Raw genomic sequence first — 15,590 nt, 5'->3', positions numbered from 1 at the left:
TCGGGAACGCGGTGGATGACCAAGCCGGTGGCGGGCCGGGGCCCGCCCTGTGTCCGGCTCCGGTCGGCTCAGGCCAGCATGCGCAGTTGCGGTTCGCGCGCCCACTGCCGCGTCTTCGCGGCGGCGATGAAGCCCTTGGGATCGGCGGCATCGACGATGCCCGCATCCTTGCCCACGTTGCCGGCCTTGAGCAGCGGCGCGGCCCCGGCATCGAAGGCGATCGCCTTCAGGTGCGCCCAGGCGAAGGCGACGAAGTCGACCGCCGCCGACTCCTTCGCCAGCTTCCTGCCCGCGTCCTCGCTCAGCAGCACGGCCACCGCGTCGAACACCACGGAGGGTGTACCGGCAAGCTGGCCATCGGCCGGCTGCTTCTTCCCGTCCGACAGCACCGCGCCGCCGAGCCTGGGCGCGACGATCTTCACCGTCGCGCCTGCCGCCTCGGCCGCCTTGCGCAGCGCCTTGAGCGCGGCCGCGTCGCTGCCTTCGTCGATCAGGATGCCGACGGTGCGGTGCTCGAGCGTGTCGCGCATGCGGCCGATGATGCGGACTTCCGGCGCTGGCGGCATGTCGGTCGGCGGCACCGCGGCGTCGGGCGCCGGTGGCACGCTGTCCATGCCCAGGCCGTCGGCCACGCGCTGCGCCAGCGAGGGGTCGATGTGGACCAGGTGGCCGACCATGCGCTCGCGCACCTTCGGCGTTTCCACCTTCGACAGCTCGAACACCAGCGCCGAGGCCAGGTGCGCCTGCTCGGGCTTTTCCAGGTTGCGGAAGAACATGCGCGCCTGGCTGTAGTGGTCGGCGAAGCTCTCCGGGCGCACGCGGCCCTTGACGCCGTCGTCGGGCATCGTGGCGTGGCTGCGGAAGCCGGCGCGCTGGTCGGCGCGCGGGCTGTCCTCCTGCAGCGAGCTCGGCTCGTAGTTCACCCGGCCCTTGTGCACCTGCATCTGCATGTGGCCGTCGCGCTGGTGGTTGGCGAAGGGACACTTCGGCTGGTTGATCGGGATCTGGTGGAAGTTCGGCCCGCCCAGGCGGATCAGCTGGGTGTCGAGGTAGGAGAACAGGCGGCCCTGCAGCAGCGGATCGTTGCTGAAGTCGATGCCGGGCACGATGTTGGCCGGGCAGTACGCCACCTGTTCGGTCTCGGCGAAGAAGTTGTCCGGCCAGCGGTCGAGCACCATGCGGCCGACGATCTGCACCGGGACCAGCGCTTCGGGAATGATCTTGGTGGCGTCGAGGTGGTCGAACGGGAACGCGTCGGCCTCCTGTTCGGAGAACAGCTGCACGCCCAGCTCCCATTCCGGGTAGTTGCCGGCCTGGATGTTCTCGAACAGGTCGCGCCGGTGGAAGTCGTTGTCGGCGGCCTGCAGCTTCAGCGCCTCGTCCCATACCGTCGACTGGATGCCCAGCTTCGGCCGCCAGTGGAACTTGACGAAGGTGCTTTCGCCGGCCTCGTTGAGGAAGCGGAAGCTGTGGATGCCGAAGCCTTCGATCGTGCGCAGCGAGCGCGGGATCGTCCGGTCGCTCATCGCCCACATGATCATGTGCATCGATTCGGGCGTGAGCGAGATGAAGTCCCAGAACGTGTCGTGCGCGCTCGCCGCCTGCGGGAAGGCGCGGTCGGGTTCCATCTTCACCGAGTGCACCACGTCCGGGAACTTCATCGCGTCCTGGATGAAGAACACCGGGATGTTGTTGCCCACCAGGTCGAAGTTGCCCTCCTCGGTGTAGAACTTCACCGCGAAACCGCGCACGTCGCGCGGGGTGTCGACCGAGCCGGCGCCACCGGCAACGGTGGAGAAGCGGGTGAACACCGGCGTGCGCTTGCCCACTTCGGTGAAGATCTTCGCGCGGGTGACCTTCGCCAGCGACTTCTTCAGTTCGAAATAGCCGTGCGCGGCGCTGCCGCGGGCGTGGACGATACGCTCGGGGATGCGCTCGTGGTCGAAGTGGGTGATCTTCTCGCGGAGGATGAAGTCCTCCAGCAGGGTCGGGCCGCGTGGCCCCTGTTTGAGCGAATTCTGGTTGTCGGCAACCACCACGCCCTGGTTGGTGGTCAGCGGCGGATGGCTGCCGCCGGCCTGCTGCTGCAGCTCGTCGCCCTGGCCACGCGGGGCGTCGGCGTCGGGATCGGCGCCGCTGGCGGGACGGCCGACGGAACCCGCGGGCTTGTCCTTCGCCGGCTTGGCATCGCGCGGCGGCTGCTTCCCTGGTGGGGTGGCGGTGGGGGTACGTGCTGCGGCCATGACGCGCTCCTGCTGGATGTCCCTTCGATCTTGGCGCGCAGGGTGTGATCGCGATGCATGGAACACGTTGCGTCGGGATGAAAAACGGGATGAAAAAATGCCGGCGCTGCGGGCGTCTGCCTCCGCCACCGACGCAGGCCGCATCTCCCGACTGGGCGGGAGATGGGTGGGCGCGACGCAGCATTGCCGCATGCGCGCATGGCCTGGCAGGCCACGCGCCGGCATCGCGACTCAAGGATGCGAACTGCAGCAGCTCGCCCGGGGCGCCTGTTCGTAGCGGTCGTGGTGGCGCACCCAGGCCATCGGATAGGGCAGGTGGCCTTCGTCGCGGCCCTTGGGCGCGAGGTCGATCAGGCGGTAGGCCCCCATCATCGCCTCGACGCCGCGACCGTAGGTGGAGTAGGTGTGGTAGACGCTGCCTTCGGCGTCGCGCGTGAACAGGCTGATGCCCGGCGCCTCGTCGTGCGGGAACGCCAGGTGCTTGTAGTTGTAGGGCACCTTGCCGTCGATGCGCTGCTCCGGCGTGAAGCTGACGCCGAAGTCGCGGTTGAAGCTGTTGCCGTGCGAGGACACCCAGGGAAAGCGCCAGCCCATGCGCTGGCGGAAGCGCTCGATCTCCTCCAGCGGCGCGCGCGAGACCGCCACCAGGGTGATGTCGCGCTGGGACAGGTGCGGGACGAGGCCGTCGTGGTGGTCGGCCATGAACGAGCAGCTCGGGCAGCCCGCGTCCCAGCCCGGGCCGAGCATGAAATGCTGCACCAGCAGCTGGCCGCGGCCCCCGAACAATGCGGCGAGGGTGCGCGGGCCCTGCAGGGTGTCGAACACGTAGTCGGTGTCGAGGCGCACCCAGGGCAGCGCGCGGCGCGCGCGCGCCACCTCGTCCTGCTGGCGGTTGAGGGCCTTTTCGCGTTCGAGCAGTGCGAGGCGCTCGCGGGTCCATTCCTCGCGCGAGGCGATGCGGGGCGTGGGTACGGGGCGTTCGGCGGGACGTGCATTCATGCGTGGCTCCTTGCGGACGGATCGTGGGGAAAAGGCGCGCGCGGTCGTGCCGCGCGCCGGTGGCGGGCATTCGCTGGGGATGCGGGAGCGCGCGGCAGGTGCGGCGCGCGTGGAGGTCAGGCGGCGGCGCGTCCCGGGCGCCGTACGGCGCGGAGCTTGCCGCTGCCGCCGCCACCGCACCAGAACAGGCCGCCGTCGTCGGCTTCCAGGCCGCTCACGCCGATGCCCTCGGGCATGCGCAGGCGTTCGAGCACGGCGCCATCGGCAGGATCGATGCGCCGCAGTTCGCTTTCGTCGCCTTCCCAGACGCCGTGCCAGAGCTCGTCGTCCACCCAGGTCACGCCGGTGACGAAGCGGTCGGATTCGATGCTGCGCAGGATCCTGCCCGTCTCCGGATCGACCTGGTGGATGCGGCGCTCGCGGTACTCGCCCACCCACAGACTGCCTTCCGCCCAGGCCATGCCCGAATCGCAGCCGTTGGCCGGGGCGGGGATCGTGTGCAGCACCTGCCCGGTGGCCGGATCGATACGGTCGATGCGCGATTCGGCGATCTGGTACAGGTGGGTGCCGTCGAACGCGGTGCCGGCGTCGCCGGGGCGTTCGAGCACGCGCACGGTCTCGCCGCTGGCCGGGTCGATCGCCAGCAGCCGGGTGCCGACGGCGGCCCAGACGTTGCGGCCGTCGTGGCTGACGCCGGCGACCGATCCGTCGCCGTCGAACGGACCGAATTCGCGGACGATCTCGGCCGCCTGCGCCGCCACTTCATTGCGGACTGTGAAAGTGCGGGTGTTCATGCGTGGGCTCCTGTCGATGCGCCGTCGTGGCGTTGCAGTGGAATCTACGCAGCCGGCAGCGTGGCGGGGAGTAACAATGTCGTCGCGAATCCGCCGGGCGGCGCGGCCAGCCATCGGCGCGTGCGACCGCCGCCGCTGGCACGCACCTGTCCGCCCGATTCCAGCGTGGCCAGTGCGCGCTGCACGCTGCGCTGGCTGGTGCCGAGCGCCAGCGCCAGCGCCGAGGTGGACCAGGCCTCGCCATCCGCCAGCAGCGCGAGCAGCGAGGCGTCTTCGCCTTCGATCGGGGGCGCGAGCACGGCGACCTCGCGCGCCTCGTGCGGTACCAGCGCGAATCCGCGCGCGGTCGCATCGATGGCGGTCCAGGGTTCGGCCAGCGCGCGCAGGCGGCCCAGCTCCACCCGCAGCCGTGCGCGATGGGTCTCGTCGGCATGGCGGATGCGGAACGCGGCGGCGATCAGCGCATCGCGCTCGGCGTCGCCCGGCCACGCGGCGGCGAGCGACTGCGCCAATGCGAACAGCACCGGGCGACGCGCCAGCGGAAGCCAGGCATCGGCCACGCGCAGCCCACGGCGGCAGCCGTCGACCACCAGTGCGCCCGAGGCGAACAGCGCTTCGACGTCGTGGAGCTGCAGCGGGTGTTCGCCGTCGGCCGAGATCCGTCTTGCGACCGGTTGCTGCAACCTTGCTCCGATGGCGTCCACTTCGGCGATGAGCGCGGGGATGCGCGCGCGCCCGGCCGCTGCGCGCGCCTGTGCCAGCGCTGCGCGCGCGACCGTGCTGCGCAGCGCGCGAAGCGCCAGCTCGGCGGTGGCGAGGCCCGCGATCGCCGCCAGTGCGGGCGGCAGCAAGGCACCGTCCAGCCGCCGCAGTTCGCCGCGCGCCTCGCCGAGCCGGCCGAGCAGCAGCAGCCGGCGTACCGCGATCAGGCGCGCATGCGCGGCGTTGGCCGGATCGCCATGCCGCTCCAGGGTCGCAGCCGCGGTCGCGAGCGCGCGCGGTGCGGGCTGCAGGTCGCGCATCGCCAGCGCGACTTCCGCATCGGCGACGGTGCAGCGCGCCCGTGCCAGCGCCTCGTGTGCGCCGAAGCCGCGAGCCGCACGCTGCAGCAGTTCGCGCGCGCGCACGTGTTCGCCCAGTTGCGCCATCGCCGTGCCGCGCAGCGCCAGCGCGGGCGGATCCTCGCGCAGCGCGATGCGCTTGAGCGCGCCCAGCGCGTCGCCGGTGGCGAGCGCGCGGGCCGAGGCGGCGATCAGGGAGTCCATGGCGCGAGGTTACGACGTCCCGCGGGGGCGGTCAGGCCAGGCCGCGTTCCCAGCCCTGGCGGCTCGTGTCGACCGGCTCGTCGAGGTAATGCAGCTCCACCCCGTCACGGCCCGCGAGCGCCGCCAGTTCGGCGCGCGCCACTTCGAACGCCAGCTGCAGGGCCTGCAGCGAATCGACGCCCATCGCCTGGCGCAGCGTGACGGTCCCGCCCACGCTCAGGCGCAGCGGGCAGCGCCAGTCGGTACCGTTCACCACGGCAACGTCGCGCCGGGGTTCGCCGAATTCCACGCGCACCGGAACGTCGCGCCCGTGCTCGCGGCAGGTGAATGCGCGTTCGGCGACGGTGCGGGTGAATCCTGTCGGGATCGGCGGCAGCGCGGTGGCGGGCATGCGGGCGATGCTCCTTCAGGCGTCGGGTTCGGACCAGACGGCGAGCTCGTTGCCGCCGGGTTCGGTGAAGTGGAACCGGCGTCCGCCGGGAAACGCGAAGATCGGCTTGACCACCTCGCCGCCAGCCGCGACCACCTTGGCCAGCGTCTCCTCCAGGCGTGCGCTGTAGAGCACCACCAGGGCGCTGCCGCGGTCGGTACGCGCCGCGAGGTCGGCGCGGAAGAAGCCACCGTCCAGGCCGGCGCCGGAAAAGGCGATGTAGTCGGGGCCGTAGTCCTCGAAGGTCCAGCCGAAGGCGCGCTCGAAGAAGCGGCGCGTGGCATCGGGGTCGCGCGCAGGGAATTCGACGTAGTTGATCTGCTCGTGAGCCGGCATCGTGGTCTTCCATCGGGGACGTGCCGGCCTGTATAGCGCCGTGCGCGATGGCACGGCAACCGCGGCGGCGTCGCCGACGGTAGCATTGGCGCATGTCCGCACCGGCCACCATGCGCATTCCCTGGAGAACCGTGCTGCTCTACGGCGGCCTGCTGGCGCTGGGCACGCTGTTGCTGCAATGGCTCGACTACCAGCGGCTCGTGCGCAGCCATGCCTCGCTGGTGTACGAGGGGCTGCTGGCGGCGGGCTTCCTTGCCCTCGGCGCGTGGCTGGGCGTGCGCCTGCTGGCCAGGCGCGCGCCGCCGGCGGTGTTCGAGGGCAACCGGCCGGCCCAGGCTGCACTGGGGATCAGCGACCGCGAGATGGAAGTGCTGGCCGAGATCGCCGCCGGTCACTCCAACAAGGAGATCGCCGCGCGGCTGCATGTCTCGCCGAACACGGTGAAGACCCACGTCGCCCGACTGCTGGAGAAGCTCGGCGCACGGCGGCGCACCGATGCGCTGCGCCGCGCGCGCGAGCTCGGGCTGGTGCCCTGAGGCCTCGGCGATCGCACACCCGTGCAATCGCCATGCGAACCGCTAGGCGGTCGCGCTCCCGGGCAGCTTCGCCACCACCTTGATCTCGAAGCGGAAGCCGGACAGCCAGGTCACGCCGGTCGCGGTCAGCGCCGGATGGGGCCCCTTGCCCAGGTACTCCTGCACCACCGGCCAGATCGTGTCCATGGTCTGCTCCGGGTCGACCATGAAGTAGGTGGTGTCGACCACGTCGTCGAACGTGCAGCCGGCAGCCGCCAGGATCGCATCGAGGTTGGCGAAGGCCAGCCGCACCTGCGCCACCAGGTCCGGTTCGGGGCTGCCGTCCTCGCGCGCGCCGACCTGGCCGGAGACGAACAGGAAGCCGTTGGCGCGGACCGCGGGCGAGTAGGCGTGGCGCTGGTAGAGGGCGTGGGGCTTGGGGGGGAAGACGATGTCGCGCGTGTTCATGGGGAATCTCCGAAATCTTGACGGGGGGCGGGTGGCCCTGTCGCAAAGGTGATGGTTTGGTCTTCGCTGATAAATCGCGGTATCGCGACAGGAATATTCGTAAGATTGAAACAATCTGCCCGAGCCCGGAGATTCCTTCGTGGACCGTTTCGACGCGATGCAGGCCTTCGTCCGCGTGGTCGAGACCGGCAGCTTCACCCGCGCCGCCGAATCGCTGCGTATCAGCCGGACCTCGGCGACCCAGCTGGTGCAGCGGCTGGAGCAGCGGCTGCGGGTGCGCCTGCTCAACCGCACCACGCGGCGGGTGGCGCTGACCTCCGAGGGCGCGTTGTTCTACGAGCGCGCGCTGCGTCTGCTGGCGGACATGGCCGAGGCCGAAGCCAGCGTGGCCGGTGTCGCGGCCGCGCCAGGCGGGCGGCTGCGGGTGGACGTGCCCAGCCCGTTCGCGCGTCTGGTGCTGGTCCCGGCACTGCCGGACTTCCACGCCCGCTACCCGGACCTGCGCCTGGAACTGGGCGTGAGCGACCGCGTGGTCGACCTGGTCGACGACAACGTGGACTGCGTGGTCCGCGGTGGCGTGCTGGTCGACCAGTCGCTGGTGGCGCGCAAGCTGGTGGACCTGCGGATGGCCAGCTATGCAGCACCGGCGTACCTGGCCCGCGCGGGCATGCCCGTGCATCCGCGCGAGCTGTCCGAAGACGGCGCCCATCGCCTGGTCGCGTTCCAGTCGATGCGCAGCGGAAGCCAGGTGCTGCCGCTGGACATGCAGCGGGGCGGGGAGCGCGTGCAGGTGCGCGGGCACCACCTGCTGGCGGTGGACGACGGCAATGCCTACGTCGCTGCCGGTGTCGCGGGGCTCGGGGTGTTGTGCATGCCGGCCTACCTCGCGCGCGGGCACCTCGAGGCCGGGGAACTGGTGGAGGTGCTGGCGGACTGGCGGATGGATGCGCTGCCGCTGTCCGTCGCGTATCGGCCCAATCGCCACGTCAGTGCACGGCTGCGGGTGTTCATCGACTGGCTGCTGGACGTGGTGGCGACGCAGCGGCTGGATGCCTGACCTCGGCGCATGGCGCCCCGATCGCGTAGCCCGGGTAAGCGAAGCGCACCCGGGACCGTCGCGCGGCGTGGCAATCGATCCTCCCCGGATGCGGCCTTCGGCCTTATCCGGGCTACGAAGGGGCGAGGTGGTCGCGTAGCCCGGGTAAGCGAAGCGCACCCGGGACGGTCGCGCGGCGTGGCAACCGATCCTCCCCGGATGCGGCCTTCGGCCTTATCCGGGCTACGAAGGGGCGTGGTGGTCGCGTAGCCCGGGCAAGCGAAGCGCACCCGGGACGGTCGCGCGGCGTGGCAATCGATCCTCCCCGGATGCGGCCTTCGGCCTTATCCGGGCTACGAAGGGGCGTGTGGTCACGTAGCCCGGGTAAGCGGAGCGCACCCGGGGACGGCCGCTTGGCGTGGCAACCGATCCTCCCCGGATGCGGCCTTCGGCCTTATCCGGGCTACGAAGGGGCGTGGTGGTCGCGTAGCCCGGGTAAGCGAAGCGCACCCGGGACGGTCGCCTGGCGCGACAATCGGTCCCCGGATGCGGCCTTCGGCCTTATCCGGGCTACGAAGGGGCGTGTGGTCGCGTAGCCCGGGTAAGCGAAGCGCACCCGGGGACGGCCGCTTGGCGTGGCAATCGATCCTCCCCGGATGCGGCCTTCGGCCTTATCCGGGCCACGAAGGGGCGTGTGGTCGTAGCCCGGGTAAGCGAAGCGCACCCGGGGACGGCCGCCTGGCGCGACAATCGGTCCCCGGATGCGGCCTTCGGCCTTATCCGGGCTACGGTCGGGGCCTGGGGCGCGAGGACCGCAGGCTGACCCCGCTCGAACGGCCGTACGCAGGGGTGACCGGCGCAGAATCACCCTTCCGGGCGATTGCCGCGGCGGCATCGCGGCCCTGGAATGGCGTCCCCAGGGTCGAAACCGGAGGTCCACATGTTCCGCATCGTGTTGAAGTACGGCGTCATCGCAGGTCTGGTGGTCGGCGCGGCGCTGCTCGGCGTCAGCATGGCCTACGGCGGGCAGCCGCCGCCCGACTGGGGCATGGCGGCGGGGTTCGCCTCGATGCTGGTCGCGCTGTCGGCGGTGTTCGTCGGCATCAAGCACCAGCGCGATACCGCCGGGGGCGGTGTGATCCGGTTCTGGCCGGCGTTCGGGCTGGGCCTGGCGATCAGCCTGGTCGCGAGCCTGATCTACGTGGCGGCGTGGGAGCTGTCGCTGGTCCTGATCGACAACGATTTCGCGGCGATGTTCGCCGGGCAGATGGTCGAGCGCGCGAAGGAGAAGGGCCTGAGCGGCGAGGCGCTGGCGGCTGCTGTGCAGCAGGCGCGCGAATTCGAGGCGATGTACCGCAATCCGCTGCTGCGCATGCCGATGACGTTCGTGGAGATCTTCCCGGTCGGGATGCTGGTGTCGCTGGTGTCGGCGCTGGTGCTGCGCAATCCGCGGGTGTTGCCGGCACGGGCCTGAGCGGGGCAGGCGCGGCTGGCACGGGTATAGGGCCAGCCGCGCCCGCAGCGGGCTCCCTCCGAACGCGGGCGATTGTTCTTTGGTCGATACCCCGGTGGTTTTTCACGCAGGGCTACGAAGGACGGTGTTAACTCACACCCAGCCATCGTCCCGCGGCGTGCCGACGCCGCCCGCGACCAGCCAAGGGAAATCCTGCATGCCCCTCCCGGAAGACGGTTTCACCATGTCCCGGCGCGAAGTGTTGCTCAGCGGCGGCGCCACCGTGGTCGCCGGTGCGATGCCGGCCTCCGCCGCACTCGCACAGGCCGCGGCGCCGGAACCGGGCAGGGCGCCGGTGCTGGCCGAGGTTGCGCTCACCGTCAACGGTACCGCGCATACGCTCAGGCTCGACACCCGCACCACCCTGCTCGACGCGTTGCGCGAGCACCTCAAGCTCACCGGCAGCAAGAAGGGCTGCGACCACGGCCAGTGCGGCGCCTGCACGGTGATCGCCGGCGGGCGGCGGATCAACGCCTGCCTGAGCTTGGCGGTGATGCATGCGGGCGACGAGATCACCACCATCGAAGGCCTCGGCACGCCGCAGGACCTGCACCCGATGCAACGCGCCTTCGTCAGGCACGACGGCTACCAGTGCGGCTACTGCACGCCGGGCCAGGTGTGCTCGGCGGTCGCAGTGCTGGAGGAGATCGAAGCCGGGATCCCCAGTCACGTGAGCGACGACCTCGACGCTCGGCCGCGCGTCACCGCGGATGAGATCCGCGAGCGCATGAGCGGCAACCTGTGTCGCTGCGGCGCGTACTCCAACATCGTCGATGCGATCACCGAGGTGGCGGGGAGGCGCGCATGAAGGCGTTCTCGTACGAACGCGCCCGCTCGCCGGCCGAAGCCGCGGCTGCGGTCGCGCGCACGCCGGACGCGCGCTTCGTCGCCGGTGGTACCAACCTGCTCGACCTGATGAAGCTGGAGATCGAGACGCCCGCCCACCTGGTGGATGTCAACGGCCTGCAGCTCGACCGCATCGAACGGACCGGCGATGGCGGACTACGCATCGGCGCCCTCGTCCGCAACACCGACCTGGCCGCCGACAAGCGCGTGCGCCGCGACTACGCCGTCCTGTCGCGCGCACTGCTCGCCGGCGCCTCGGGGCAGTTGCGCAACAAGGCGACCACCGCCGGCAACCTGTTGCAGCGTTCGCGCTGCCCGTATTTCTACGACACCGCGCAGCCCTGCAACAAGCGCCTGCCCGGCAGCGGCTGTGCCGCGCTGGAGGGCTACAGCCGCCAGCACGCGGTGGTCGGCACGAGCGAAGCCTGCATTTCCACCCATCCCAGCGACATGGCCGTGGCGATGCGCGTGCTGGATGCCACGGTGGAAACGGTGAAGCCCGATGGCGGCACGCGTGCGATCGCGCTGGCCGACTTCTACCGGGCGCCGGGCACCACGCCGCACCTCGAGACCGTGCTGGAGAAGGGCGAGCTGATCACCGCGGTCACGCTGCCCGAACCCGCGGGCGGCCGGCACGTCTACCGCAAGGTGCGCGACCGCGCGTCGTATGCATTCGCGCTGGTGTCGGTCGCGGCCATCGTGCAGCGCGACGGCAGCGGTCGGGTGGCGCTGGGCGGCGTGGCGCCGAAGCCGTGGCGCGACGCCGCAGCCGATGCCGAGTTGCCACGGGGCGCCGCTGCGGTGGCAACCCGGCTGCTGGACGGAGCGCGGCCCACGGAGCACAACGCCTTCAAGCTGCCGCTGGCCGAGCGCACCATCGCCGCGGTGCTGGTGGATGCGGGGGTGCAGGCATGAAATTCGACACGCCCGCCACCACCAACCCCATCGACCAGCTCAAGGTCGTCGGCAAGCCGGTCGACCGCATCGATGGGCCGCTGAAGGTCTCAGGCGCGGCGCCGTATGCGTATGAGCGCCACGATGTCGTGGCCGACCAGGCCTACGGCCACGTGGTCGGCGCCACCATCGCCAAGGGACGCATCCGTTCGATCGACACCAGCGCCGCGGAAGCGGCGCCCGGCGTGCTTGCGGTGGTCACCGCGGGCAATGCCGGCAAGCTGGTGAAGGGCCGGTTCAACACCGCGCACCTGCTGGGCGGGCCGCAGGTGCAGCACTACCACCAGGCGATCGCGCTGGTGGTCGCGGAGACTTTCGAACAGGCGCGCGCCGCGGCGCAGCTGCTGCGCGTGGACTACGCACGCGAGCCGGGGCGCTTCGACCTCGCGGCCCGGCGCGATTCGGCGACGACGCCGAAGAGCGAGCCGGACACCGGTGCCGGCGACTTCGATGCCGCCTTCCCGGAGGCGCCGGTGCGGCTCGACGTCACCTACACCACGCCCGACCAGTCGCACGCGATGATGGAGCCGCACGCCAGCATCGCCGCCTGGGACGGCGATGCGCTGACGGTGTGGACGTCCAACCAGATGATCGACTGGGGCCGCAAGGACCTGGCGCGCACGCTCGGCATCCCGCCCGAGCAGGTGCGGCTGGATTCGCCCTACATCGGCGGCGGCTTCGGTGCGAAACTGTTCCTGCGCGCCGACGTGGTGCTGGCTGCGCTGGGGGCGAAGGCGGCCGGGCGCCCGGTCAAGGTGGCGCTGTCGCGTCCGCAGATCTTCAACAACACCACCCATCGCCCCGCCACCATCCAGCGCATCCGCATCGGCTGCGGCGAGGACGGAAAGATCAGTGCGATCGCGCACGAAAGCTGGTCCGGTGACCTCCCTGGCGGTGGCCCGGAAGTCGCCACCCAGCAGACGCGCTGGCTGTACGCGGGCGCCAACCGCCGCTGCGCGCTGCGCCTGGCCGAGCTCGACCTGCCCGAAGGCAACGCCATGCGTGCGCCCGGCGAGGCGCCGGGGATGATGGCGCTGGAAGCCGCGGTCGACGAAATGGCCGAGAAACTCGGGATGGACCCGGTCGAGTTCCGGATCGTCAACGACACCCAGGTGGATCCGGAAAAGCCCGAACGGCCGTTCTCGCAGCGCCAGCTGGTGCAGTGCCTGCGCACCGGCGCGCGACAGTTCGGCTGGACCCGGCGCAACGCCAAGCCCGCGCAGGTGCGCGACGGCCGCTGGCTGGTCGGCATGGGCGTGGCCGCGGCCTATCGCAACAACCTGGTGATGAAGTCCGCCGCGCGCGTGCGCCTCGGCGCGGACGGTCGCGTAGTGGTCGAGACCGACATGACCGACATCGGCACCGGCAGCTACACGATCATCGCCCAGACCGCGGCGGAGATGATGGGCGTGCCGCTGGACCGGGTGGACGTGCGCCTGGGCGATTCGAGCTTCCCTGCGTCCGCCGGTTCCGGCGGGCAGTGGGGCGCGAACAGTTCCACCGCTGGCGTCTACGCGGCCTGCATGAAGCTGCGCGAATCGGTGGCGACGAAGCTGGGGCTGGATCCCGCCGCGGCCGGATTCAGCGACGGCGAGGTGAGTGCCGGCGGGCGCAGCTTCGCGCTGGCCGATGCCGCGAAGGACGGCGAACTGGTGGTCGAGGATGCGATCGAGTTCGGCGACCTGGACAGGAAATTCCAGCAATCCACCTTTGGCGCGCACTTCGTCGAGGTCGGCGTCGACGCGCATACCGCCGAGATCCGCGTGCGCCGCATGCTCGCGGTGTGCGCTGCCGGCCGCATCCTCAACCCGAAGTCCGCGCGCAGCCAGGTGATCGGCGCGATGGTGATGGGCACCGGCGCCGCGCTGATGGAGGAGCTGGCCGTGGACAAGCGGCTGGGTTTCTTCGTCAACCACGACCTGGCCGGCTACGAGGTGCCGGTGCATGCCGACATCCCGCACCAGGAGGTGGTGTTCCTCGACGAGACCGATCCGATCTCCTCGCCGATGAAGGCCAAGGGCGTGGGCGAACTCGGCATCTGCGGCGTCGGCGCCGCAGTGGCGAACGCGATCTACAACGCCACCGGCGTGCGCGTGCGCGAGTATCCGATCACGCTCGACAAGCTGATCGGGAAGCTGCCGGGCGCCGCATGACCCCAGCCGGCAGTGGCTGCCGGTTCCTCGCGGCAGGAAATCCGCGCCCGGTGCTGGAAGCCGCGCTGGCGGCCTCAGGTTGCGTCGATGCGACGCTGGCGCTGGTGCTGGACACCGAAGGGTCGACCTACTCGCACGCAGGCGCGATGGCGCTGTTCGCAGGCGAAGCGCAGTCCGGCTGGCTCAGCGGCGGCTGCCTGGAGCCGGAGCTCGCGCGACGCGCCGCGCAGGCGGCGCTCGACCGGTGCGTGAACTGGGTCGAGATCGATACCCGCGACGACGAGGACCTGTTCTCGGGTTCCGCCGTGGGCTGCCGCGGCAGGTTGCGCATCGCGCTGCTGCCGCTGGCCGCGATGGCGGGGGTGGCGGAGGTGCTGCAGGCGTGGCTGCAGGGTGGCGTGGTGTTGGAGCGGGCGCTGGATGCCACCGGCGAACTGGCGTTGCGCGCCGGTGAACGCAGCGCGCGGTGGCAACTCCCGGCAGCGCCGCTGGAGTGGTCCGGCGACGTGTCGCGCTGGTCGCTGCCGCTGGCGCCATTGCCCGAAGTCCTGCTGCTCGGTGCGGGACCGGAATCGCCCGCGCTGCTGCGCCTGCTGCGCGAACTCGGCTGGCGCACGACGCTGGTCGAACCGCGCGAGCGCTGGCGTGATGCCGGCACGCTGGCCGATGTGCATCGGGAAACGATGGACGCCGCTCTGCGCGAGCCTGGCTGCTTTGCCGCGGCGCTGGCGATGCACCACAGTTTCGAACGCGATCGCGACGCCCTGGACAGGCTGTCCGCGACGCCGGTTCCGTTCGTCGGCCTGCTCGGACCGCCACGGCGCCGCGACGACCTGCTGGGCCTGCTGTCGCCGCCGCAGCGGGAGGCGCTGGCAGGCCGCCTGCATGCGCCGGTGGGCCTGGACCTCGGCGGCCAGGGCCCGGAAGCGATCGCGCTCAGCATCGCCGCGCAGTTGCAGCAGTGGCGTGCGAGGACCGGCGCGGCATGAGTGACGGCCACATCGCGCTGGTGCTGGCGGCAGGCGGCAGTCGCAGGCTGGGCCGGCCGAAGCAGTTGCTCACGCGCGATGGCGAAACCCTGGTGCACCGGACCGTGCGCCTGGCGACGGAAAGCGGGGCTGGCCGCGTGCTGCTGGTGGTGGGCGCAGGGCGCGCCGCGGTGGAAGCCGCGGTTGCGGACCTTGTTTGCGAAGTCGTGTTCAACACGGCGTGGGAGCGCGGCCTGGCCGGCAGCCTGAAGGCCGCGGCGGCGCGGAGTTCCGGCGCCGGCGGTCGCGTGCTCATTCTGCCTTGCGACTTGCCCGGTCTGGAGGCTTCGCACCTGCACGCGCTGGTGGACGGCGCGGCGGCGACCGCATCCGGATGCGCGGCAACGAAGCTGGACGATGCCGTCGGCGTGCCCGCGGTGGTGCCGGCAGGATGGTTCGAAGACCTGTCGCGCATGGACCTGTCCACGCAGGCCGACCACGGCTTCGGCGCCCGCCTGCGCGCGATCGATCCCGAAGCGCTGTTCGTCCTCGACGCGGTGGAACTGGCAGGCGACATCGACACCCAGGCCGATGTGGATGCGGCGGTTGCCCGTGGGTGGCTCGATCGCGGTTGATGCGGTCGTCGTGGGCTGGCTGTCCTTCGTCCAACTCCGGGGAGGTCAGTTTTTTGCGTTGGCGCAGAGGGATTGTTGCTGGATCACTTTTGATTGCCCCATGTCATCGCGACCTGACGGGCCTCGCCGCGACCGGCAGCCCTTCGCGGCGAATGTCCCCCGGCATCCGCCTGCCGGCGGATACCTCCTCCTTGATTTCGCCGCGAAGGGCTGCCGGCCACGGCGAGGCTCGGCTTGCGGACGCGTGCGCCAGACGCCAACCGGGTCATTGGACTTGCCCACTCTTAAAGCGCCAACGGGCCGGCACGGCGGGTGCGGCTGCCCTTGGGTGCGAAATCAAGGAGGAGGCGACGGCGGCAGGCCGTCGCCGGGGGACATTCGTACCCAAGGGCAGCCGTACCCGGCCTGCGATCGGCGAACGAACGCAGTGCGCTT

15 protein-coding genes are annotated in these 15,590 nt (G+C 71.0%); 8 read left to right on the top strand and 7 right to left on the bottom strand.

Annotated features, from left to right (window positions below):
* Window positions 1-68 precede the first annotated feature (68 nt).
* The 6 genes from FZO89_RS04140 to FZO89_RS04115 all read right to left on the bottom strand — a co-directional run bounded on the left by FZO89_RS04140 (window position 69) and on the right by FZO89_RS04115 (window position 6,067).
* Complete coding sequence (locus FZO89_RS04140) at window positions 69-2,090, bottom strand: catalase (protein ID WP_425480456.1); 2,022 nt, start codon at window positions 2,088-2,090, stop codon at window positions 69-71.
* A gap of 384 nt (window positions 2,091-2,474) precedes the next feature.
* Window positions 2,475-3,242: a DUF899 domain-containing protein gene (locus tag FZO89_RS04135; protein ID WP_149102068.1), complete on the bottom strand. Its 768-nt coding sequence runs from the start codon at window positions 3,240-3,242 to the stop codon at window positions 2,475-2,477.
* A gap of 116 nt (window positions 3,243-3,358) precedes the next feature.
* Window positions 3,359-4,036: an NHL repeat-containing protein gene (locus FZO89_RS04130; RefSeq protein WP_149102067.1), complete on the bottom strand. Its 678-nt coding sequence runs from the start codon at window positions 4,034-4,036 to the stop codon at window positions 3,359-3,361.
* A gap of 44 nt (window positions 4,037-4,080) precedes the next feature.
* Complete coding sequence (locus tag FZO89_RS04125) at window positions 4,081-5,301, bottom strand: helix-turn-helix domain-containing protein (RefSeq protein ID WP_149102066.1); 1,221 nt, start codon at window positions 5,299-5,301, stop codon at window positions 4,081-4,083.
* 31 nt (window positions 5,302-5,332) lie between these two features.
* Window positions 5,333-5,692 carry a DUF6968 family protein gene (locus FZO89_RS04120; protein WP_149102065.1) on the bottom strand — a complete coding sequence of 120 codons (360 nt, stop codon included), beginning with the start codon at window positions 5,690-5,692 and terminating at the stop codon, window positions 5,333-5,335.
* A 15-nt stretch (window positions 5,693-5,707) separates the two neighbouring features.
* A complete protein-coding gene (locus tag FZO89_RS04115) occupies window positions 5,708-6,067 on the bottom strand; it encodes a VOC family protein (RefSeq protein ID WP_149102064.1) in 360 nt (119 codons plus the stop codon).
* Window positions 6,068-6,159: 92 nt separating this feature from the next.
* Between FZO89_RS04115 and FZO89_RS18975 the strand changes: the two genes are divergently transcribed.
* Window positions 6,160-6,603 carry a response regulator transcription factor gene (locus FZO89_RS18975; protein WP_187471035.1) on the top strand — a complete coding sequence of 148 codons (444 nt, stop codon included), beginning with the start codon at window positions 6,160-6,162 and terminating at the stop codon, window positions 6,601-6,603.
* A 42-nt stretch (window positions 6,604-6,645) separates the two neighbouring features.
* Here the strand turns inward: FZO89_RS18975 and FZO89_RS04105 are convergent, their stop codons facing one another.
* On the bottom strand, window positions 6,646-7,050 hold the full coding sequence (locus FZO89_RS04105) for a RidA family protein (protein WP_149102063.1): 405 nt from the start codon (window positions 7,048-7,050) through the stop codon (window positions 6,646-6,648).
* Window positions 7,051-7,207: 157 nt separating this feature from the next.
* Here FZO89_RS04105 and FZO89_RS04100 point away from each other — a divergent pair, with 157 nt between their 5' ends.
* The 7 genes from FZO89_RS04100 (at window position 7,208) to FZO89_RS04070 (ending at window position 15,155) form a co-directional block, all read left to right on the top strand.
* A complete protein-coding gene (locus FZO89_RS04100) occupies window positions 7,208-8,107 on the top strand; it encodes a LysR substrate-binding domain-containing protein (RefSeq protein ID WP_222928137.1) in 900 nt (299 codons plus the stop codon).
* A gap of 919 nt (window positions 8,108-9,026) precedes the next feature.
* Complete coding sequence (locus FZO89_RS04095; RefSeq protein ID WP_149102061.1) at window positions 9,027-9,560, top strand: DUF4199 domain-containing protein; 534 nt, start codon at window positions 9,027-9,029, stop codon at window positions 9,558-9,560.
* Window positions 9,561-9,783: 223 nt separating this feature from the next.
* A complete protein-coding gene (gene paoA / locus FZO89_RS04090) occupies window positions 9,784-10,407 on the top strand; it encodes an aldehyde dehydrogenase iron-sulfur subunit PaoA (RefSeq protein WP_222928136.1) in 624 nt (207 codons plus the stop codon).
* Window positions 10,404-11,360 (top strand): FAD binding domain-containing protein, encoded by a 957-nt coding sequence (locus FZO89_RS04085; protein WP_149102059.1) that lies wholly within the window; start codon window positions 10,404-10,406, stop codon window positions 11,358-11,360. Before paoA ends, FZO89_RS04085 begins: the two co-directional genes overlap by 4 nt.
* Window positions 11,357-13,552, top strand: coding sequence for an aldehyde oxidoreductase molybdenum-binding subunit PaoC (paoC, locus tag FZO89_RS04080; protein ID WP_149102058.1), 2,196 nt, complete (start codon window positions 11,357-11,359; stop codon window positions 13,550-13,552). The genes FZO89_RS04085 and paoC overlap by 4 nt, the downstream gene beginning before the upstream one ends.
* Window positions 13,549-14,541, top strand: a complete 993-nt coding sequence (locus FZO89_RS04075; protein WP_149102057.1) for an XdhC family protein — start codon at window positions 13,549-13,551, stop codon at window positions 14,539-14,541. The genes paoC and FZO89_RS04075 overlap by 4 nt, the downstream gene beginning before the upstream one ends.
* Window positions 14,538-15,155, top strand: coding sequence for a nucleotidyltransferase family protein (locus FZO89_RS04070; RefSeq protein WP_149102056.1), 618 nt, complete (start codon window positions 14,538-14,540; stop codon window positions 15,153-15,155). Before FZO89_RS04075 ends, FZO89_RS04070 begins: the two co-directional genes overlap by 4 nt.
* The last annotated feature ends 435 nt before the right edge of the window (window positions 15,156-15,590 follow it).

Origin of the sequence: Luteimonas viscosa (assembly GCF_008244685.1) — a bacterium.
In the GTDB taxonomy this organism is placed as follows: domain Bacteria; phylum Pseudomonadota; class Gammaproteobacteria; order Xanthomonadales; family Xanthomonadaceae; genus Luteimonas; species Luteimonas viscosa.
Note: the sequence above shows the minus strand (reverse complement) of the source record. Positions and strands in the feature narration are given on the sequence as shown.